The organism is Microbacterium sp. R1, from assembly GCF_015159725.1.
In the GTDB taxonomy this organism is placed as follows: domain Bacteria; phylum Actinomycetota; class Actinomycetes; order Actinomycetales; family Microbacteriaceae; genus Microbacterium; species Microbacterium oxydans.
Genome location: NZ_JADDUD010000001.1, coordinates 1,296,420 through 1,314,817, shown reverse-complemented (window position 1 = coordinate 1,314,817; position 18,398 = coordinate 1,296,420). Strand labels below are relative to the sequence as shown.

The following is an 18,398-nucleotide window of genomic DNA, read 5'->3' as shown; positions in this document are numbered from 1 at the left end:
GGCGGGAGGGGCGCTTTCTCGTCACGCGCTCAGCGCGTGGGGAACTGACGTTCCGGCGATCCTGTGTACAGCTGCTGCGGACGACCGATCTTCGTCTGGGGGTCGAGCTGCAGCTCGCGCCACTGGGCCAACCAACCGGGCAGACGACCGATCGCGAACAGAACGGTGAACATGCGCGTGGGGAAGCCCATCGCCTTGTAGATGACGCCGGTGTAGAAGTCGACGTTCGGGTACAGGCGACGCTCCCGGAAGTAGTCGTCGGCCAGCGCCAGCTCTTCGAGCTCCTTGGCGAGGTCGAGGAGCGGATCGGTGACGCCCAGCGACGAGAGCACCTCGTCGGCCGCGTCCTTGACGAGCTTGGCACGGGGGTCGTAGTTCTTGTAGACCCGGTGCCCGAAGCCCATCAGCTTCACGCCCTCTTCCTTGTTCTTCACCCGCTCGACGAAGCGCGAGACGCTCTGCCCGGAGTCGCGGATCTGACCGAGCATGGTCAGCACGGCCTCGTTCGCCCCGCCGTGGAGCGGACCGGAGAGAGCCTGGATACCGGCGGACACGGATGCGAACTGGTTGGCTCCGGTCGAACCGACCAGGCGGACCGTGGACGTCGACGCGTTCTGCTCGTGGTCTTCGTGCAGGATGAGGAGCAGCTCGAGAGCCTTCGACATCACCGGGTTGACCTCGTACTCCTCGCTGTGAACGCCGAAGTTGAGCTTCAGGAAGTTGTCCACGAAGCTCAGGGAGTTGTCGGGGTACAGGAAGGCCTGGCCGACGCTCTTCTTGTGCGCGTAGGCCGCGATCACGGGGAGCTTCGCGAGCATGCGCACCATGTTCAGCTCGACGTGCTCCGGGTTGTGCGGGTCGGTCTGACCCTCGTAGTAGGTCGAGAGCGCCGCGACCGCCGAGGACAGCACCGACATCGGGTGCGCCGTGTGCGGAAGCGCCGAGAAGAAGCGCTTGAGGTCTTCGTGCAGGAGGGTGTGCCGGCGGATCTTCTCGTCGAACTCCGCCAGCTCGGAGGCGGAGGGCAGGTCGCCGTAGATGAGGAGCCATGCGACCTCGAGGTAGCTCGTCGAACCCGCGAGCTGCTCGATCGGATATCCGCGGTACCGCAGGATGCCCTTGTCGCCGTCGATGTACGTGATCTCCGACTTCGTCGACGCCGTGTTGACGAAACCGTAGTCCAGGCCGGTGTAGCCCGTCTGCCGCGTCAACGTCGAGAAATCGATGCTGTCGTGCCCCGCCGTGCCGCGCAGCACCGGGAATTCAGCGGTCGTGTCGCCGATCGTCAGCTTCGCCGTCTGGTCTGCCGCTGCACTCACGCGGACCTCCTCGTAGTGTCCGCCCCCGCTCGTCGCGGTGGGTTCGAACAAGATCTTGATCAAGCCTGAACTGGCGATCTCACGGCGCTCAGGCGCCAGGTCGGGTCACGACCGAATCGCCTTTACAGCCTAGTAGTCGCACAGGCCTACTGTGACATCCGCCAAAGGGACGCCCCCTCCGAGGAGGGAATCTACATATCGGCCACAGTGAGACGGCGCGCGGCCTCGGCCACATGAGCCGTCGATGCGGTGAGGGCCAGGCGGACATGCTGCCCGGATTCACCGCCGTAGAACGGACCCGGACCGGCGAGGATGCCCAGATCGGCCAGCCGTCCCATCGATTCCCAGGAGTCCCGCCCCTCGGTCGCCCAGAGGTACAGCCCGGCCTCCGAACCGTCGATGCGGAAGCCTGCGACCTCCAGCGCGGGACGCAGGGCATCGCGGCGGGTGCGGTAGAGAGCCTTCTGGACGGCGACGTGCTCGTCGTCCGCGAGCGCCACCGCCATCGCGTGCTGCACCGGTGCCGGGGGCATCAGCCCGAGATGCTTGCGGGCAGTGAGAAGCTCGCCGACGACACGAGCGCACCCGGCCACGAACGCCGCACGGTAGCCGGCGAGGTTCGACTGCTTGCTCAGCGAGTAGACACTGAGCAGGTTCGCACGACTTCCGCCCGTCACCCGCGGGTCGAGGACCGACGGGATCGACTCGGTCGCCCAGACGCCGTCCCAGCCCAGCTCGGCATAGCACTCGTCGCTCGCGAGCACGGCACCGAGCTCACGAGCACGACGCACGGCAGCGGCGAGCTCATCGACGGTCCAGGTGCGTCCGTCCGGGTTGCCCGGGGTGTTGATCCAGATGAGCTTGGTGCCCTCCGGCCAGTCGGCGGGATCGTCCGCGGGAAGGGGCGTCGCTCCAGCGACGCGGGCGCCGACCTCATAGGTCGGGTAGGCCACGCGCGGGTGGACGACGATGTCTCCGGCCCCCAGGCCGAGCAGTGTGGGCAGCAGCGCGACGAGTTCCTTGGATCCGATCGTCGGGAGCACGTTGTCGACCCGGAGGTCGGGCACTCCCCTGCGCCGGGCGTACCACTCGACGATCGCCTCCCGCAGGGTGGGCGTGCCCACCGTCTGCGGATAGGCATGCGCATCCGTGGCCTCGGCCAGGGCGCGGCGGATGATGTCGGGGGTGGGGTCGACCGGAGAACCGACCGAGAGGTCGATCAGTCTGTCCGGGTGCTGCTGCGCGCGCTCACGGAACGGGACGACGGCATCCCACGGATAGTCGGCGAGATCGCGGACGCTCACGGAGCCAGCGCCTACTCGCCCTGAGGCGGCAGAGCCGCGACGATCGGGTGATCGAACGAGTAGACACCCACCTTGGCGGCGCCACCGGGCGACCCGATCTCGTCGAAGAACTCGACGTTGGCCTTGTAGTAGTCCTGCCACTCATCGGGCAGGTCGTCTTCGTAGTAGATCGCCTCGACGGGACACACGGGCTCGCAGGCGCCGCAGTCCACGCATTCGTCCGGGTGGATGTAGAGCGAGCGTTCGCCCTCGTAGATGCAGTCAACGGGGCACTCGTCGATGCAGGCGCGATCCTTGACATCGACGCACGGGAGGGCGATCACATACGTCACCCCCTCAGTCTACGACTCGCGCGGCTCGGGTTCCTGCGCGGCAGGCGCCTCTGTGCGCACCGGGAGGCGTCGGACGGAGGGCCAGGCGACGACGAGCAGGACGATTCCGGCGACCAGATAGGTCCAGATCTGCCCGAGGAACGAGGCGGGCACGACGACGGATCCGCCCGGCCCCTCCCCGGAGATCAGCACCAGCATGCCGATCATCCCGAGTCCGGCCGCGACAGCGGCGCCCCTGTCATGCGTGAGGGTTCGGACGGCGATGAGGATGGCAGCGCACGCGATGGCCGCGATGATCATGCCGATGGGGATGGGGCCCCACATCACACTGTGACTGATAGTGCCGGCGACGCCGTAGACACCGCCGACGAGGGCGGCAGCGATCCACGACAACACTCTCGACACCCAGCTCACGCGCACCTGTCGATCTTACCGACGAGCCCCCGCCGGACGGGATCGGGGAGGTGGGTCATGCGGCGATCCCGAACAGACGCAACAGGGCTGCGACCGCCGCCGCCGCGACGACGACCACGAGGAAGGACTGCCGCAGCCACAGGAGGCCGCCGGCGACCAGCAGCGCGGGCACGCGAGCATCGACCGTGATCGCCTGACCGTCGCCGAGGGTCTGCACGGCCACGAGAGCCGCGAGCAGACCCACTGTCAGCAGATCGGAGATGCGGGCGGTGCGCGGCGCCTCCAGCACCCGAGGGGGCACCAGGTATCCGGCCGCCTTGAGGGCGAGGCAGATCAGGGCGGCGAGGAGGATCGCACTCCACACGGTCACGAGGCCGCCCCCGCACCCCGGTCCGCTCCACCGTCGGTCGAGGCCGCGGGACGACCCCACCAGTCGAACCAGCCGACGGCGATCGCGACGACCGCAGCCACCAGAACCGGAAGGCCCGGCATCAGGAACGGCGTGAAGGCCGCGGCGACGACAGCCGCTGCGACGCCGACCGCGACGGCCTGCCGCTGCCGGAGCCGAGGCCAGAGGAGAGCGAGGAACGCCGCGGCTGCGGCCGCATCCAGTCCCCATGTCCTGGGGTCGCCGAGCACGTCGCCCACGAGCGCCCCGACGAGGGTGGTGATGTTCCACCCGACGAAGATGCCGATCCCGGTCACCCAGAAGCCGACCCGCCGCAGCCGAGGATCACCCTGCGAGATCGCCACGGCCGTCGACTCGTCGATCGTGAAGTGCGCAGCTGCGGCCTTGCGAGCCGGTCCGCCCCCGATGATGGGTGACATCCGCATGGCGTAGGCGACGTTGCGGACACCGAGGAGCGCAGCCGAGGCGATCGCGGAAGGCAGTGCCGACAATCCCCCAGCGGTGAAGACGCCGACGAAGGCGAACTGGGACCCCCCGGTGAACATCAGCAGACTCAGCACACAGGTCTGCCAGACGTCGAGCCCCGACGCCACGGCGAGCGCGCCGAAAGAGACCCCGTACGCACTGGTCGCCAGCACCACGCCGAGTGCCTCACGCCAGACCTCACGCTCCGCGGTCATCGCGCCGCCCAAGAGCTGCCGTTCGCTTCAGTGAACACATGGTCATAATTCTGAACACGTTCTGCGGCATAGTCAAGCGAACGATCGTTTGACATGATGAACGTATGGAGGAACTTCGTACGCGCATCGCCCGCACCCTGCGCCGGGAACGTGAGGCGGCGAGCCTGTCGGTGTCCGAACTCGCTCGACGGGCCGGGGTCTCCAAGGCGACGGTGTCCCAGCTCGAGAGCGGCTCGGGCAACCCCAGCGTCGAGACGCTGTGGGCCCTCGGCGTCGCACTGGGGGTGCCGTTCGCCGTGCTCGTCGACCAGCAGTCCAACGCACCGAAGCTGATCCGCGCAGACGATTTGTCCGGGGTGCCGTCCTCCGCTGCCGCCTACAGCGCGACCCTGCTGTCTGCGAGCCCGCCCGGCGCACGCCGCGACGTCTACCTGATCCAGGCCGAGCCGGGCGACGCACGCCGGTCGGATCCCCATCACCCCGGGACGATCGAGCACGTGGTCCTGATGGCCGGCCAGGCGCGCATCGGCCCGGCGGAGAATCCCGTCCTCCTAGACCCCGGCGACTACCTGACCTACGCCGGCGATGCGCCCCATGTCTTCGAGGCGACCGTGGCGGGCACCAGAGCCGTGCTCATCTCGGAGCTGCGCTGAGCCTCACTCCCCTCCCGAGACCGGCGACGGATCGGGGATTTCGTGCGGCCGATACTGCGGTAGCCGGGAAGCCGGAAGGATCGCGAGCGCGCTGATCCCCGCCAGCAGAAGGAGTCCGAGCTTGAGAGTGCCCAGGCGCGACTCCTCGTTCACCACCACCGCGGCGTCGATCTGCTCGGGCGTCGCGTCCGTCGCCTCGAGCGCGGCGCGCAGATCGTCGTTGCTGATGAAGTTGATGTTGTCCATGTCGACCTGGGCGACGAGGGACGGCGGCAGCTCGGGATGCTCGACGACCGCACGACCGACGCTGAGGCCGAGGAGGGACACCAGCAGCGCTCCGGCCAGCGCGGTGCCCACCGCCGAAGCGAGGTTCTGCGTGGTGCCTCGCAGCGACCCCACATCCCCCGCGAGCTCGGCCGGAGCCGCCGTCACCAACACGTTGAACACCAGGGTCACCAGCGCCCCCTGCCCGATGCCGAAGACGATCAGGCCCAGGATCGTCGGGATCGTCTCCCAGTTGTTGTTGACCACGAACGACAGCCACACCAGGGCCGCCGTGGTGAGGATGAACCCGACGACGCCGATCGTGCGCGGTGGGAACCGCTTGTACAGCCGCACCACGAGGGTGGCGGTGACGAAGACCGTCAAGTTGAACGGCATCATGGCCATCGAGGTGTCGAACGGCGTCCTCCCCTGCACGATCTGGATGTAGAGCGGGATCGTGAAGTTCACGCACGCTTCCAGCGCCACCACGATGAACATCGCGTACACGGCGGCGCGCTCGCGAGAGGATCCGAGGACGCTCAGGTCGATCAGGGGCACCTTTCCCTCCGCCATCCGCTTCCTCGTCCACAGGAAGAACGCCTGGCCGAGCACGAGGCCGACCACGATGAACACGGGGGCCGGCGAGAGGCCGAGCACCGCGAAGGGGGCATCGGCCGTCGCCGCCACGGCACCCCACGAGTTCAGGTTGTTGAACCCGAGGGTCAGCAGCACGATCGCCGCGCCGATGAGCAACGAGGCGACGAGGTCGATGCGGATCGACGCGTCGCCGCGATCCCCCCGCAGGGTGAAGCTCAGGGCGAACACCACCACGGCGATGCCGAGCACGATGAAGAACATCGGTCGCCAGCCCACCAACGTGCCCAGCGTCCCTCCGATCAGGAAGGCGCTGACGCCCGAGATCGCGCGCGCCGAACCGATGGCGCCGATGGCGGTCGCCTGCTGAGGCCCCCGGTAGTTCTCGGCGATGAGAGCGACGATCGACGGCACGATGATCGCGGCAGCCGCCCCGGCCACGGCCTGCCCCGCGATGGCCCACCACACGGTGGGAGCGAGGATCATCATGATCGACGAACCGGCGAACAACGCGATCACGATCCGGAAGATCACGACCCAGCCGATCCGCTGCCCGAGCTTCGCGCCGGTCATCACGAGCGCCGCGACGGCGAGGCCGTACATGACGATGGTCGTGCTCGCGACCGTCGGCGGCACTCCGAACTCGCTCACCATGCCCCCGAGCGAGATCGGCAGCGCGGCGACGTTGAACGACATCAGCACCTGCGCGAGGAAGAGGCTGACCATCGGCAGCCACGAGGTCTTGATCGGAGTCTGCGGTGCGGGGATCTGGGTCATGACAGCTCCAGGGGTGCGGAGGGCGAGGCGGGAGAAGACGCAGGATGGGGGACGGCCGACGAGGCGAACAGGTTCAGCCCGAGCGCCCGCGACAGGTAGCCGATGGCCATCTGCGAGCGGACGGAGTTGCCCGCCTCGTCGAGTCGAGGAGAGAACCCCGCGACAGCGCCCTTTCCCGGCGCGATGGCGACGATGCCTCCCGCGACTCCGGACTTCGCGGGGAGTCCGATCTCGAACAGCCAGTCGCCGGAGCGTTCGTAGAGGCCCGTCGATGCGACGACCGCGAGCGTGTCGCGGCACACGTCCGCCGAGACGATCCGCTCGCCCGTGACGGGGTTCACTCCCCCGTCGGCGAGTGTGGCGCCCATGACCGCGAGGTCGTGAGCCGTGACCCCGAGCGCGCACTGGCGCGTGTACACATCGACCACCTCGTCCGGGTCACCCGCGAGTCGCCCGTAGCTGCGCAGCAGGCGTCCGAGAGCACGGTTGCGGTCGTTGGTCGCGGCCTCCGAGGCGTACACGACGCCGTCGAGGCTCAGCGGGCGGCCGGCGAACGCCGAGAGCCCCTCCCGCATCCGCTCCCACTGCTCCACGGGTGTCGCACCGGGCATGAGCGCTGTCGTGGCGATCGCCCCCGCGTTGACCATGGGGTTCATCGGGTGGCCGTCGTTGAGCTCCAGCGCCATCACGGAGTTGAAGGCCAGGCCGGTGTTGTTCACCCCGACGACTTCGCGCACGCGCTCATGGCCGTGCTCCTGGATGGCCAGGGCGTACACGAACATCTTCGAGATGGACTGGATCGAGAACGGATGCAACGCATCTCCGGCGTCGTGCAGTCCGCCGCCGACCTCGATCACCGCCAGACCGAACAGCTCCGGATCGACCTCCGCGAGCACCGGGATGTAGTCCGCGACGCTCCCGCGGCGCTCGTCGGCGTAGCGGGCGTGAGCATCGCGCACCACCTCCTCGACGCGGTCCCACCCCGGCAGCGCGCCGGTGGACGCCTCCTGCGGGACGCCGTGCCATGCTGCGGGGTCGAGCACATCTCCTCCTCGGATCCGTGACGTCCCCCAGCCGTCAGAGTCACCGTAGCGCTCGACGACCGCCTTCACCTAGAGCATGTGCAGCGTTGCGGAGCGGATCAGTACCAGTTCATCGCCTGGGAGTGCGACCATGCGCTGCAGGGAGTGCCGTACACCGACGAGATGTACCCGAGACCCCACGCGACCTGCGTGGCCGCGTTCGTCTGCCAGTCGGAGCCGGCGGAGGCCATCTTGCTTCCGGGGAGCGCCTGCGGGATGCCGGTGGCACCGCTGGGGTTGTACGCCTTGTAGTTCCAGCCGGACTCCTTGTTCCACAGGGAGTTCAGGCAGGAGAACTGGTCACCGCCCCATCCGTACGTGCTCGACATGATCTGCTGTGCGGCCGCCTTCGCCCCCTCGGGAGTGTTCGCTGCAGCCAGCGCGGCTGCGGCCTGCTGTTCCGCGGCGGCCTGGGCCGCCGCCTGCTCCGCTGCGACCCGCGCTGCCTCCTCCTCGGCCTGCTTCTGCTGGGCGGCGGTCAGCGCCCCGCGCAGCTCCGCGGTGTCGGCGACCACGCTCGCGGTCTCATCCTGCGCCTTGTCGGCGAGGACGCCTACGAGCAGCACCGGCGTCACCTCGGTGTCATCGAGCTTCTCGATGTCGCTTTCGAGATCGGAGGTGTCGACGGAAGTCACTGCTCCCACATCGAGGCCGGCGGCGGCGACCTCAGCGCTCAGGGTCTCGGCTGCGGTGACCGCGTCCTTCGCCTGTGCCAGAGTGGCGGAGGCGTCCTCCGCGATCTCTGCCAGCGGCTGAGCGCCCGCCAGTGCGGGTGCGGTGACGGCCGCAGCAGGGCTCATGGCTCCCACCGCGGGGGTGGAGGCCAGACCGACGCTCAGCGTGATGCCGACCAGCGTCGCCGATGCGACGCCGAGGATGGTCATGGGACGGTGGGCCGCGTTACGGGCTGATGCCGCCGCGGAGGCGCGCCGAAGCGCACGGGTCTTCTGAAGCATTGGGTTCGACTTTCGGGTTGTCGTACGCCCTTTAAGGAGACTCATCGGGAGCTCGTCCCAGGCGCAAGTGAACCACTCTGAACGATGAACCTGAACGAAAACAATCCCTCACCTGGGATTTACATGAGAAGAGGGCCCCGTGCACGCCTTTCGGCGGCACGGGGCCCTCTCACTCGGAGCGTGTCCGAGGCTGTTCTCAGACGCTCGCGTCCTGGCGCTTCAGGCGCGCGGTCTCGCGTGCACGCGTGTTCGCGTCGAGGTTCACCTTGCGGATGCGCACGACCTCGGGGGTCACCTCGACGCACTCGTCGTCGCGGGCGAACTCGAGGCTCTCCTCCAGCGTCAGCTGGCGCGGAGGCGTCATCGACTCGAAGGTGTCGGAGCTCGCTGCACGCATGTTGGTGAGCTTCTTCTCCTTGGTGATGTTCACGTCCATGTCGTCAGCGCGCGAGTTCTCGCCGATGACCATGCCCTCGTAGACCTCCTGCGTGGGCTGCACGAAGAACGACATGCGCTCCTGCAGAGCGATCATCGCGAACGGGGTGACGACACCCTGACGGTCAGCGACGATCGAGCCGTTCTGACGCGTCGTGATGGAGCCGGCCCACGGCTCGTAGCCGTGCGAGATCGCATTCGCGATACCGGTGCCGCGGGTCGTGGTCAGGAACTCGCTGCGGAAGCCGATGAGGCCGCGCGACGGGACGATGAACTCCATGCGCACCCAGCCGGTGCCGTGGTTGGTCATGTTCTCCATGCGACCCTTGCGGTTCGCGAGCAGCTGAGTGATCGCGCCGAGGTGCTCTTCCGGAGTGTCGATCGTGAGGTGCTCGAACGGCTCGTAGGTCTTGCCGTCGATCTTCTTCGTGACCACCTGCGGCTTGCCGACGGTGAGCTCGAAGCCCTCGCGACGCATGTTCTCGACGAGGATGGCGAGAGCGAGCTCGCCTCGGCCCTGCACCTCCCACGCGTCCGGACGGCCGATGTCGACGACCTTGAGCGAGACGTTGCCGATGAGCTCCTTGTCGAGACGGTCCTTGACCATGCGAGCCGTGAGCTTGTGCCCCTTGACCTTGCCCATGAGCGGCGAGGTGTTGGTGCCGATCGTCATGGAGATGGCGGGGTCGTCGACCGTGATGGCCGGAAGCGGACGGACGTCCTCGGGGTCGGCGATGGTCTCGCCGATCGTGATGTTCTCGAAGCCGGCGATAGCGACGATGTCACCGGGGCCTGCGGACTCGGCAGGGTAGCGCTCGAGTGCACGCGTCTTCAGGAGCTCGGTGACACGCGCGTTCTGGTGCGTGCCGTCAGCGCGCACCCAGGCGACGGTCTGCCCCTTCTTGAGGGTGCCGTTGAAGATGCGGAGCAGGGCGAGACGGCCGAGGAACGGGCTGGAGTCGAGGTTCGTGACCCAGGCCTGCAGCGGGTGCTCGTCGTCGTACTCCGGCGCCGGCACGTGCTCGAGGATGGCTTCGAAGAGCGGCTCGAGGTCGTCGTTGTCCGGAAGCGTGCCGTCGGCGGGACGGTTCTGCGAGGCGGCGCCGGCACGACCGGAGGCGTAGACCACCGGCACGTCGAGAAGAGCGTCGACGTCGAGGTCGGGCACGTCGTCGACCAGGTCGGAGGCGAGACCCAGCAGCAGGTCGTGCGCCTCTTCCTCGACCTCGGCGATGCGCGCGTCAGGACGGTCGGTCTTGTTGACCAGGAGGATGACGGGCAGCTTGGCCTCGAGAGCCTTGCGCAGCACGAAGCGGGTCTGCGGCAGCGGACCCTCGCTGGCGTCGACGAGCAGCACGACGCCGTCGACCATCGACAGGCCGCGCTCGACCTCGCCACCGAAGTCGGCGTGGCCGGGGGTGTCGATCACGTTGATCGTGATCTCCTTGCCGCCGGCGTGCTTGCCCTTGTAGGTGATCGCCGTGTTCTTGGCGAGGATCGTGATGCCCTTCTCACGTTCCAGGTCGTTCGAGTCCATGGCGCGCTCATCGACGTGAGCGTGTTCGCCGAAGGAACCCGTCTGACGCAGCATGGCGTCGACGAGAGTGGTCTTGCCGTGGTCGACGTGCGCCACGATTGCGACGTTGCGGAGGTCAGAACGGAGGGCGTGCGCCATGCAGGTGTCCTAAAAGATGTGGGGTTTCGCCGGGAAGCCGACGTTCCAGGATAACGCAAGCTCGCGGCCGGTTCCTGAAAAGCAGGTCGTAGCATCGAGATCGTGACCCGACCGCAGGCTCCGTGGGACCTCCCCGACCTCTCCCCCGCCCCCTCCCGTGCTCGACTGTGGTGGGAGATCGCGATCGTCCTGGCGCTGGGTCTCGGCCAGTCGGCGGTCTACGCGGTAGTCCAGCTCGCATACCGCCTCACGGACGACGTGCCGATCGCCGATCAAGTGGCGAAGCTCAACCCGTCTCGGAGCGACAGGGAGATCTTCGACCTCATCTACCAGGTGCTCGCGATCGGGTTCTCGCTCGTCCCCGTCGTGCTGGTGTGCTTCCTGCTGTGGCAGTCGCGACGCCCGCATCTGGCGCGACTGGGGCTGGATGGCACCGGTGTCGCGAAGGATGCAGGCCGCGGCATCCTGCTCGTGCTCGCGATCGGCATCCCCGGCCTCGGTCTCTATCTCGCCGGCCGGGCGCTCGGACTGACCGTGGCCATCGATCCTGCCGGGATAGACGCGTATTGGTGGACCGTCCCGGTTCTCCTGCTCGCGGCGGCCCGCGCTTCCCTGCAGGAGGAGTTCGTGGTGCTCGGATACCTCTTCACACGGCTGCGACAACTCGGGTGGAGTCCGTGGACGATCATCATCTCCACGTCGGTCCTGCGGGCGAGCTACCACCTGTACCAGGGATACCCGGCGTTCGTCGGCAACCTCGCGATGGGGCTGCTCTTCGGCTGGCTCTATCACCGCAGCGGGCGGCTGATGCCCTTCCTCGTCGCGCACTTCCTGATCGACGCGGCCGCCTTCGTGGGGTATCCCTGGGCCGCGGCGATGTGGCCTGAGCTGTTCGGTCTCCCCGGCTGAGTGACGACGGGTGGGATGGCTCTCCCCCTTCGCTGACGGAGTGCTCTAGCCTGAAGGCTTCCAACGACGGAAAACGGAGGGAAGTCTCATGAAGATGAACAGGATGACCAAGGCGGGGGCCGCGATCGCCATCGCAGCAGGGATCACGCTGCTCAGCGTCGCGCCCGCATCGGCAAGTGTTTTCGGGCCCTACTCGTCGGCGGCGCAGTGTAACGCCGATCGCACCGACTATGTCAGGGGCGGGGGGAAGGCCGCCCCCTGCATCCCCGGCACCGGAGGCTGGTACTTCCAGACGTACTGAGCATCATCGAGGATCGAGGCGGCGGGCATCAGCCCGTCGCCTCGATCCGTTGACACCCGTCGGACCTCGCCCCTAGGCTCGGGGCACCCACGACGACGTGGGTACGACAATCCGGGGGGATTCGAATGAAGAAGAAACTGTCCGCAACGGCCGCAGGCATCGTCCTCGTCACGGGAATGGTGTTCGGCGGGGCCGCTGCAGCGCAGGCCGCCAGCTGGTTCGGCCCGTTCACCGATCTGTCCTATTGCCAGGCCGAACGACGGATCTTCATGCAGGAGGGCTACAGCGTCGGCTCCTGCGTGCACCGCAGCGGCCAGCCGGGGTACTGGTTCTCCTACTCCTGAACCGGCCCCGAACCGTATTGCAACGTGCCCCCTGTCCTCGTGAGACGGCAGGGGGCACGTGTGCGGGGAAGTGGGAAGTATCTCAGCCTGCGGAGGCGATCATCACGGCGACGACCGCCCACACGATGATGATCCCGAGCGCTGACAGCGCCCTGGCGTCCCAGGAGCGACGGATCGGCGCACTCGCCGCGTGACCCGCAGCAGCCTGCCAGCGGTCGCGGATGTCCGTCAGGCCGCGCAACGACGCGGAGACCTGCACTTCCTCGTCGCGCATCTTGCTTCGTCTCGGACGCGCGTGCGCCGGTCCACCCCAACAGGTGAGCTCCGTGTCATCGTCGAGCGAGAACCGCAGCTGCCACTGCAGGTCGATTTCACGGACCCGGTGCCAACCGAACTCGGTGCGCCGCAGCATGTTCTGGACGAGTGCCCCGTCGTCGCTGATGCGGACCATCGACACGAAGCTGATCTCGTAGATGATCCACAGGCCGAGAAGCACCCACGGTGCGAGGAGCAGCGTCTGCCCCCAGCCTCCGCGCACGACGGCGTCGCCGAGCAGGAACACCGCCAGAGCGAGGCTCACGACCATGACGACCGTGCCCGAGGACGAGCGGAAGGTCCGCCCGTCCTCGGGAGAGTTCGGCATCGCCACGATCAGAGGCCACCCAGAGGGATGGACGCACCGGGGATCGCTTCGAGCAGACGGCTCGTGTACTCCTGCTTCGGGTTCGCGAAGGTCTCATCGACCGTGCCCTGCTCGACGATCCGGCCGCGCTCCATGACGCAGACCAGATCGCTCGAGACACGCACCACCGCGAGGTCGTGCGTGATGAACAGGTAGGTGAGGCCCAGCTCCGTCTGCAGGTCGGCCAGCAGCCTGAGGATCTGCGCCTGGACGAGCACGTCCAGAGCGGAGACCGCCTCGTCGAGCACCACGATGTCCGGCTTGAGCGCCAGAGCACGCGCGATCGCGACCCGCTGGCGCTGTCCACCCGACAGCTCGCTCGGGTAGCGGGTCGCCAGATCCTGCGGCAAAGACACCTGATCCAGAAGCTCACGCACGCGCTCGCGACGCGAAGTGCGGTCGCCCACACCGTGGATCTCGAGCGGTTCGGCGATGGTGTTCTCGAGATTGCGCAATGGATCCAGAGAACCGTACGGGTCCTGGAACACCGGCTGCATGCGCCGACGCAGACCGAAGGACTGTGCGCGGGAGAACCCGGACACGTCCATGCCGTCGATCTCGATCGTCCCCGACGTCGGGTCCTCCAGCTTGAGGACCATCTTGGCGACGGTCGACTTGCCCGAGCCCGACTCGCCGACGAGAGCCAGCGTCTTCCCGCGCGGGATCTCGAACGACACGTCGTCTACGGCGCGGAACATCTCGCTGCGGAAACCGCCCTGTCGGATGCGGTAGTCCTTGGTGAGGCCGGCCACGCGCACCGTGGGAGGGATGGCGGCGAGATCCTCGAGCGTCTCCACACCGCGGTCCTCGACCACAGCCTGGATGCGCTGGGATGCCACGCTGGGCGCGGCGGCGACAAGGCGCTTGGTGTACGGATGCTGCGGGTTCTGCAGGATCTCCCGGCTCGGTCCCGACTCCACGATCGTCCCGTTCTGCATCACGATCAGGCGCTCCGCGCGCTCGGCAGCGAGACCGAGGTCGTGCGTGATCAGCAGCATCGAGGTTCCGCGGTCGCGGGTCAGGCTCGCCATGTGGTCGAGGATGACGCGCTGCACCGTGACGTCGAGGGCCGAGGTGGGCTCGTCCGCGATCAGAAGCCGGGGGTCCGCGGCCAATCCGATCCCGATGAGCGCTCGCTGGCGCATACCGCCCGAGAACTGGTGAGGGAACTGACGCAGTCGCTTGGCCGCGTCAGCGAGCCCCGCCTGCTGGAGCACCTCGATCGCCCGAGCCCGGACCGCCGCGCGTCCCTGGGCGAGGCCGTTGGCACGGACCGCCTCCTCGACCTGGAAGCCGATGCTCCAGACGGGGTTGAGGTTCGACATCGGGTCCTGCGGCACGTAGCCGATCGCCTTGCCGCGGATGCGCTCCATCTCCCGCTCGGAGAGGTGCGTGAGCTCCTCGCCGTCCAGGGTGATGCTCCCGCCGGTGACCTTTCCGGTGCCGGCCAGCAGTTTGATGATGGACGTCGCCGCCGTCGACTTGCCCGAACCGGACTCGCCGACGATCGCGACCGTCTCCCCTGCCATGACATCGAAGCTGATGCCATGCAGGACCTGTCGTGTGCCGTTCTGCGTGTCGAACGCGACCGTGAGATCGCGGACGCTCAGCAGCGGAGTCGTTGCTTCACTCATCGGCGTGCCCTCGCCCTCGGGTCGAGGGCGTCTCGGATGAGCTCGCCCAGGAGGATGAACGCGAGCACCGTGATGGTGAGCGCGATCGACGGATAGATCAGTGCCATCGGCGCGACACGCAGCGAGCGCTGTGCCTGGCTGATGTCGTTGCCCCAGGACATGACGTCGCTTCCGAGACCGACACCGAGGAAGCTCAGGGTCGCCTCCGCGACGATACCGCCGGCCAGTGCCAGGGTCGCCAGCACGAGCAGCGGAGCGAACGCGTTCGGGATCACGTGGGACAGCAGGGTGCCGAAACGCCCCTTCCCCAGCGCGGCCGACGCCATCACGAAGTCCGCTTGTTTCACTCTGAGCACTTCCGCCCTGACGACACGCGCCGTCGCGGCCCAGGCGAACCCACCGATCGCGAGGGCGAGGGTGAAGACGTTGCGGTACTGCGCGAACACCGTCATCACGACGACCGCCGCGAGGATGTAGGGGATCGAGAAGAAGATGTCGCCGACGCGGGAGAGCACGGCATCGAGCCATCCTCCGTAGTAGCCGGCGAAGGCACCCATGATCAGACCGAGAGTCGAGCTGATGATCGTCGCCAGCAGGCCGACGCTGATCGATGTGCGCGAGCCCCAGACGATGCGCGACCAGATGTCGCAGCCCTGGAACGTGTAGCCCAGGGGGTGGCCGGCGGCCGGTCCCGCATTGGAGTTCCCGAGCTCACACTGGTTGTTCGGAGGCGTCTGCGTGAAGAGCGTCGGCCACAGGGCCATCAGCAGGATGAGCGCGACGATGCCGAGCGAGATCCAGAACGACGGGCGACGGCGTAGATCGGTCCACGCGTCCCGCCAGAGACTCGCAGGCTTGCCTTTGACGTTGATGGCATCCGTCGGCGGCTGTTCGGCCACCACCGGTGCGACGTAATGGGAGGGACGGTCACTTGACATAGCGGATCCTCGGGTCGAGCAGCCCGTAGAGCAGGTCCACGAGCAGGTTGACGAGAACGTAGATGATGACGAACACCGTCACGAAGGAGACGATCGTCGGTCCTTCGTGCCTCAACGTCGCCTGGAACAGGGTCTGCCCCACGCCGGGAATGTTGAAGATGTACTCCGTCACGGTCGCTCCGACGAGGAGCACACCGAAGTTCGTCGCCGAGTTGGTGATCACCGGGATCAGGGAGTTGCGCAGCACGTGCACGGGGATCACGCGATTACGCGACAGCCCCTTGCCGTACGCCGTGCGCACCCAGTCCTGGTTGAGGGTGTCGAGCACAGAGCCGCGCATCAGCCGCATGCTGGTCGCATACAGGCTCAGCCCCAGCACGATGGCGGGAAGCCACAGATCACCCCAGTCGTTCTGGCCACCGACGGTCGGACGGAACCAGCCCAGTTTGATCGCGAGAAAGTACTGCGCGAGGAAGGCGACGACGAAGATCGGCATCGACAGGAAGATGAGCGAGACGATCAGCGAGGCGTGGTCGAACAGCTTGCCCTTGCGGAGCGCGGAGAGCGTTCCGATGATGATCGCGAGCGTGAACTCGATCGCGATCGCCATGATGGCCAGACGCCCCGTGATGGGGAGCGTGCGTGCCAGCACGGTGCTCACGGACTCACCGGAGAACGTCGTTCCCATGTCGCCCTTGAAGACGCCGGTGATGTAGTAGAAGTACTGGACGAGGAACGGGTCGTCCAGGTGGTACTGCGCTCGGATCGTGGCGAGCAGCTGCGGGCTCGGCGGTTTGTCACCGAAGAGCGCCGCGATCGGGTCACCCGGCATCAGGAAGACGAGCGCGTAGATGAGAAGCGTCGCACCGAAGAAGACCGGGATCAGCTGAAGAAGTCGCCGCAGGGTGTAGGCGAGCATCCTTGCTCCTTTCGTGGAGTCGGAGTCAGCCGGAGTGCACGACGCGAGGCGGTGACGTCGCCGCCACCGCCTCGCTGCCGTTCACTCCAAGGGCCTACTCGGCCTTGGTGATCTCGTAGTAGAGCGGAACCGAGTTCCAGCCGACGGTGACGTTGTCGACCGAGTCGCCGAAGCCACCGATCGAGTTCTGGTACCAGAGCGGGATGACCGGGAGGTCGTTGAAGAGGATCTCCTGGACCTTCTCGTAAGCCGCGTTCGCGTCGTCCGCGCTCGTGGCCGCTGCACCCTCTGCGAGCAGAGAGTCCACCTCGGGGTTCGAGTAGTCACCGTCGTTCGACGATGCACCCGTGCCGTAGAGCGGCTGCAGGAAGTTGTAGACGGCGGGGTAGTCGCCCTGCCATCCGGAACGGTTCGCCGTCTGGATCGTGCGCTTGCCCGCGTCGTCACGCGCGTTGACCGCTGCGCGGAGCGTGGCGAGGTCGACGTACGGTGCGCCCGACGCCTCGATGCCGAGCGTGTTCTTCAGCGAGTTCGAGACCGCATCGACCCACACCTGGTGTCCACCATCGGAGTTGTACGCGATCTGGAAGGTGCCGGACCACGGGGAGATGGCGTCAGCCTTCGCCCACAGCTCCTTGGCCTTCTCCGGGTCGTACTTCAGGACGTCGGAACCGGGAACGCTGTCGCTCCAGCCGTCGATGACGGGCGTCGTGAAGTCGCTCGCCGGGGTGCGGGTGTCGGCGAAGATCTTGCTCGTGATCTCGTCGCGGTTGATCGCCAGCGAGATGGCCTGGCGGCGCAGGGTGCCCTCTTCGCCCGAGAAGTGCGGGAGCTGCCCACCGATGGTGAACGACTGGAAGATGGCCGCGGGCTGGTTGGTCGCCCGCTCGCCGAGCTCGTCCTCGAAGACCGCGAGGGAAGCCTCGGGGATCTGGTCGATGACGTCGATGTTGCCGCCGAGCAGGTCGGCGTACGCGCCCTCGGGAGCCGTGTAGAACTTCAGCGTCAGGCCGCCGTTCTGAGCGACGCGCTCACCCTTGTAGTCATCGTTCTTGACGAGGTCGATCTGGACGTCGTGCTGCCATGCTCCCTCCTTGGCGAGCATGTACGGGCCGTTGCCGATCGGGTTCTCGCCGAAGGCGTCCATGTCCTCGAAGGCGACATCGGGCAGCGGGTAGAACGCCGAGTAGCCGAGGCGGGTCACGAAGTCGGAGGCGACGTCACTGCTCAGGTCGATCGTGAAGGTCTGGTCATCGACCTCGGTGAGACCGGTGAGCTCGGAGTCTGCGTCGGGGTTGAAGCCGACGATGTCGGCGAACCAGGACTGGTTCAGTTGCGCGTTGGAGAGCTGCGCACCGTAGTTCCACGCGTCGATGAAGTTGTGGGCGACGACGTCTTCACCGTTGGTGAACTTGTTGCCCTCCTTCAGCTTGACCGTGACCTTGTTCGGCGCGTCGACCGTGATCGACTCGGCCATGTCGTTGACGAGAGCACCGTCGCCGTCGTAGAAGGCGAGACCTGCGAAGACGGAGTCGAGAATCTTGCCGCCGTTGACCTCGTTGGTGTTGGTCGGGATCAGCGCGTTCTCCGGCTCGCCTCCGTTCGCCGAGATGATCGCCGACGCCGAGCCCTTGGAGCCCTCATCGCCGGAGTCGTTCCCGCCTGCGCAACCGGCCAGCGCCAGGGCGCCGACCACGAGCAGAGCGCTGCCCGCGAGGGCAATCCTGTTTCGTTTCACTTTTCGTCCTCCTGTGGACAGTGCTGAGTCTGCGCGCTC

The 18,398-nt window shown here is 67.2% G+C and carries 19 protein-coding genes; 4 read left to right on the top strand and 15 right to left on the bottom strand.

The window, feature by feature from the left end; all coding sequences use genetic code 11:
- Positions 1–29: 29 nt before the first annotated feature.
- From ILP86_RS06595 to ILP86_RS06570, 6 genes are all read right to left on the bottom strand, one after another.
- Positions 30–1,319: a citrate synthase gene (locus tag ILP86_RS06595; RefSeq protein ID WP_179515913.1), complete on the bottom strand. Its 1,290-nt coding sequence runs from the start codon at positions 1,317–1,319 to the stop codon at positions 30–32.
- 191 nt (positions 1,320–1,510) lie between these two features.
- A complete protein-coding gene (dapC, locus tag ILP86_RS06590) occupies positions 1,511–2,623 on the bottom strand; it encodes a succinyldiaminopimelate transaminase (protein ID WP_193761648.1) in 1,113 nt (370 codons plus the stop codon).
- Between the two features lie 11 nt (positions 2,624–2,634).
- Positions 2,635–2,955 carry a ferredoxin gene (gene fdxA / locus ILP86_RS06585; protein ID WP_045263079.1) on the bottom strand — a complete coding sequence of 107 codons (321 nt, stop codon included), beginning with the start codon at positions 2,953–2,955 and terminating at the stop codon, positions 2,635–2,637.
- Positions 2,956–2,964: 9 nt separating this feature from the next.
- A complete protein-coding gene (locus ILP86_RS06580; RefSeq protein WP_046749569.1) occupies positions 2,965–3,375 on the bottom strand; it encodes a hypothetical protein in 411 nt (136 codons plus the stop codon).
- A 49-nt stretch (positions 3,376–3,424) separates the two neighbouring features.
- Positions 3,425–3,739 (bottom strand): AzlD domain-containing protein, encoded by a 315-nt coding sequence (locus tag ILP86_RS06575; RefSeq protein ID WP_046749570.1) that lies wholly within the window; start codon positions 3,737–3,739, stop codon positions 3,425–3,427.
- Positions 3,736–4,458 (bottom strand): AzlC family ABC transporter permease, encoded by a 723-nt coding sequence (locus tag ILP86_RS06570; protein WP_179515911.1) that lies wholly within the window; start codon positions 4,456–4,458, stop codon positions 3,736–3,738. The genes ILP86_RS06575 and ILP86_RS06570 overlap by 4 nt, the downstream gene beginning before the upstream one ends.
- Before the next feature lie 104 nt (positions 4,459–4,562).
- Here ILP86_RS06570 and ILP86_RS06565 point away from each other — a divergent pair, with 104 nt between their 5' ends.
- Complete coding sequence (locus tag ILP86_RS06565) at positions 4,563–5,111, top strand: helix-turn-helix domain-containing protein (protein ID WP_046749572.1); 549 nt, start codon at positions 4,563–4,565, stop codon at positions 5,109–5,111.
- Between the two features lie 3 nt (positions 5,112–5,114).
- Here the strand turns inward: ILP86_RS06565 and ILP86_RS06560 are convergent, their stop codons facing one another.
- The 4 genes from ILP86_RS06560 to typA all read right to left on the bottom strand — a co-directional run bounded on the left by ILP86_RS06560 (position 5,115) and on the right by typA (position 10,894).
- Positions 5,115–6,746 (bottom strand): MFS transporter, encoded by a 1,632-nt coding sequence (locus tag ILP86_RS06560; RefSeq protein WP_058633177.1) that lies wholly within the window; start codon positions 6,744–6,746, stop codon positions 5,115–5,117.
- Positions 6,743–7,789: a glutaminase A gene (glsA, locus tag ILP86_RS06555; protein ID WP_193761647.1), complete on the bottom strand. Its 1,047-nt coding sequence runs from the start codon at positions 7,787–7,789 to the stop codon at positions 6,743–6,745. Before glsA ends, ILP86_RS06560 begins: the two co-directional genes overlap by 4 nt.
- A 98-nt stretch (positions 7,790–7,887) precedes the next feature.
- Positions 7,888–8,784: a hypothetical protein gene (locus ILP86_RS06550; protein WP_052748831.1), complete on the bottom strand. Its 897-nt coding sequence runs from the start codon at positions 8,782–8,784 to the stop codon at positions 7,888–7,890.
- Between the two features lie 196 nt (positions 8,785–8,980).
- Complete coding sequence (gene typA, locus ILP86_RS06545; RefSeq protein ID WP_046749575.1) at positions 8,981–10,894, bottom strand: translational GTPase TypA; 1,914 nt, start codon at positions 10,892–10,894, stop codon at positions 8,981–8,983.
- Positions 10,895–10,996: 102 nt separating this feature from the next.
- Between typA and ILP86_RS06540 the strand changes: the two genes are divergently transcribed.
- The 3 genes from ILP86_RS06540 (at position 10,997) to ILP86_RS06530 (ending at position 12,448) form a co-directional block, all read left to right on the top strand.
- Complete coding sequence (locus ILP86_RS06540; RefSeq protein ID WP_193761646.1) at positions 10,997–11,803, top strand: CPBP family intramembrane glutamic endopeptidase; 807 nt, start codon at positions 10,997–10,999, stop codon at positions 11,801–11,803.
- Positions 11,804–11,891: 88 nt separating this feature from the next.
- A complete protein-coding gene (locus ILP86_RS06535) occupies positions 11,892–12,104 on the top strand; it encodes a hypothetical protein (RefSeq protein ID WP_046749577.1) in 213 nt (70 codons plus the stop codon).
- Positions 12,105–12,229: 125 nt separating this feature from the next.
- Positions 12,230–12,448 (top strand): hypothetical protein, encoded by a 219-nt coding sequence (locus ILP86_RS06530; RefSeq protein WP_046749578.1) that lies wholly within the window; start codon positions 12,230–12,232, stop codon positions 12,446–12,448.
- Positions 12,449–12,530: 82 nt separating this feature from the next.
- Here the strand turns inward: ILP86_RS06530 and ILP86_RS06525 are convergent, their stop codons facing one another.
- The 5 genes from ILP86_RS06525 to ILP86_RS06505 all read right to left on the bottom strand — a co-directional run bounded on the left by ILP86_RS06525 (position 12,531) and on the right by ILP86_RS06505 (position 18,359).
- Complete coding sequence (locus tag ILP86_RS06525) at positions 12,531–13,091, bottom strand: PH domain-containing protein (protein WP_193761645.1); 561 nt, start codon at positions 13,089–13,091, stop codon at positions 12,531–12,533.
- 8 nt (positions 13,092–13,099) lie between these two features.
- Entirely contained in the window at positions 13,100–14,764 is a 1,665-nt protein-coding gene (locus ILP86_RS06520; RefSeq protein WP_046749579.1) for an ABC transporter ATP-binding protein, read from the bottom strand.
- Positions 14,761–15,702 (bottom strand): ABC transporter permease, encoded by a 942-nt coding sequence (locus tag ILP86_RS06515; protein ID WP_046749580.1) that lies wholly within the window; start codon positions 15,700–15,702, stop codon positions 14,761–14,763. The genes ILP86_RS06520 and ILP86_RS06515 overlap by 4 nt, the downstream gene beginning before the upstream one ends.
- A complete protein-coding gene (locus ILP86_RS06510) occupies positions 15,692–16,621 on the bottom strand; it encodes an ABC transporter permease (protein WP_193761644.1) in 930 nt (309 codons plus the stop codon). Before ILP86_RS06510 ends, ILP86_RS06515 begins: the two co-directional genes overlap by 11 nt.
- Positions 16,622–16,715: 94 nt before the next feature.
- Positions 16,716–18,359: an ABC transporter substrate-binding protein gene (locus tag ILP86_RS06505; protein ID WP_046749582.1), complete on the bottom strand. Its 1,644-nt coding sequence runs from the start codon at positions 18,357–18,359 to the stop codon at positions 16,716–16,718.
- Positions 18,360–18,398 lie beyond the last annotated feature (39 nt).

Excerpts from the sequence above, each read along its gene's own strand:
- ILP86_RS06535 (WP_046749577.1), top strand. The coding sequence starts at position 11,892 with ATGAAGATGAACAGGATGACCAAGGCGGGGGCCGCGATCGCCATCGCA.
- ILP86_RS06560 (WP_058633177.1), bottom strand. The coding sequence starts at position 6,746 with ATGACCCAGATCCCCGCACCGCAGACTCCGATCAAGACCTCGTGGCTG.
- ILP86_RS06510 (WP_193761644.1), bottom strand. The coding sequence starts at position 16,621 with ATGCTCGCCTACACCCTGCGGCGACTTCTTCAGCTGATCCCGGTCTTC.
- ILP86_RS06550 (WP_052748831.1), bottom strand. The coding sequence starts at position 8,784 with ATGCTTCAGAAGACCCGTGCGCTTCGGCGCGCCTCCGCGGCGGCATCA.
- ILP86_RS06520 (WP_046749579.1), bottom strand. The coding sequence starts at position 14,764 with ATGAGTGAAGCAACGACTCCGCTGCTGAGCGTCCGCGATCTCACGGTC.
- ILP86_RS06570 (WP_179515911.1), bottom strand. The coding sequence starts at position 4,458 with ATGACCGCGGAGCGTGAGGTCTGGCGTGAGGCACTCGGCGTGGTGCTG.
- typA (WP_046749575.1), bottom strand. The coding sequence starts at position 10,894 with ATGGCGCACGCCCTCCGTTCTGACCTCCGCAACGTCGCAATCGTGGCG.
- ILP86_RS06525 (WP_193761645.1), bottom strand. The coding sequence starts at position 13,091 with ATGCCGAACTCTCCCGAGGACGGGCGGACCTTCCGCTCGTCCTCGGGC.
- ILP86_RS06530 (WP_046749578.1), top strand. The coding sequence starts at position 12,230 with ATGAAGAAGAAACTGTCCGCAACGGCCGCAGGCATCGTCCTCGTCACG.
- ILP86_RS06565 (WP_046749572.1), top strand. The coding sequence starts at position 4,563 with ATGGAGGAACTTCGTACGCGCATCGCCCGCACCCTGCGCCGGGAACGT.
- ILP86_RS06515 (WP_046749580.1), bottom strand. The coding sequence starts at position 15,702 with ATGTCAAGTGACCGTCCCTCCCATTACGTCGCACCGGTGGTGGCCGAA.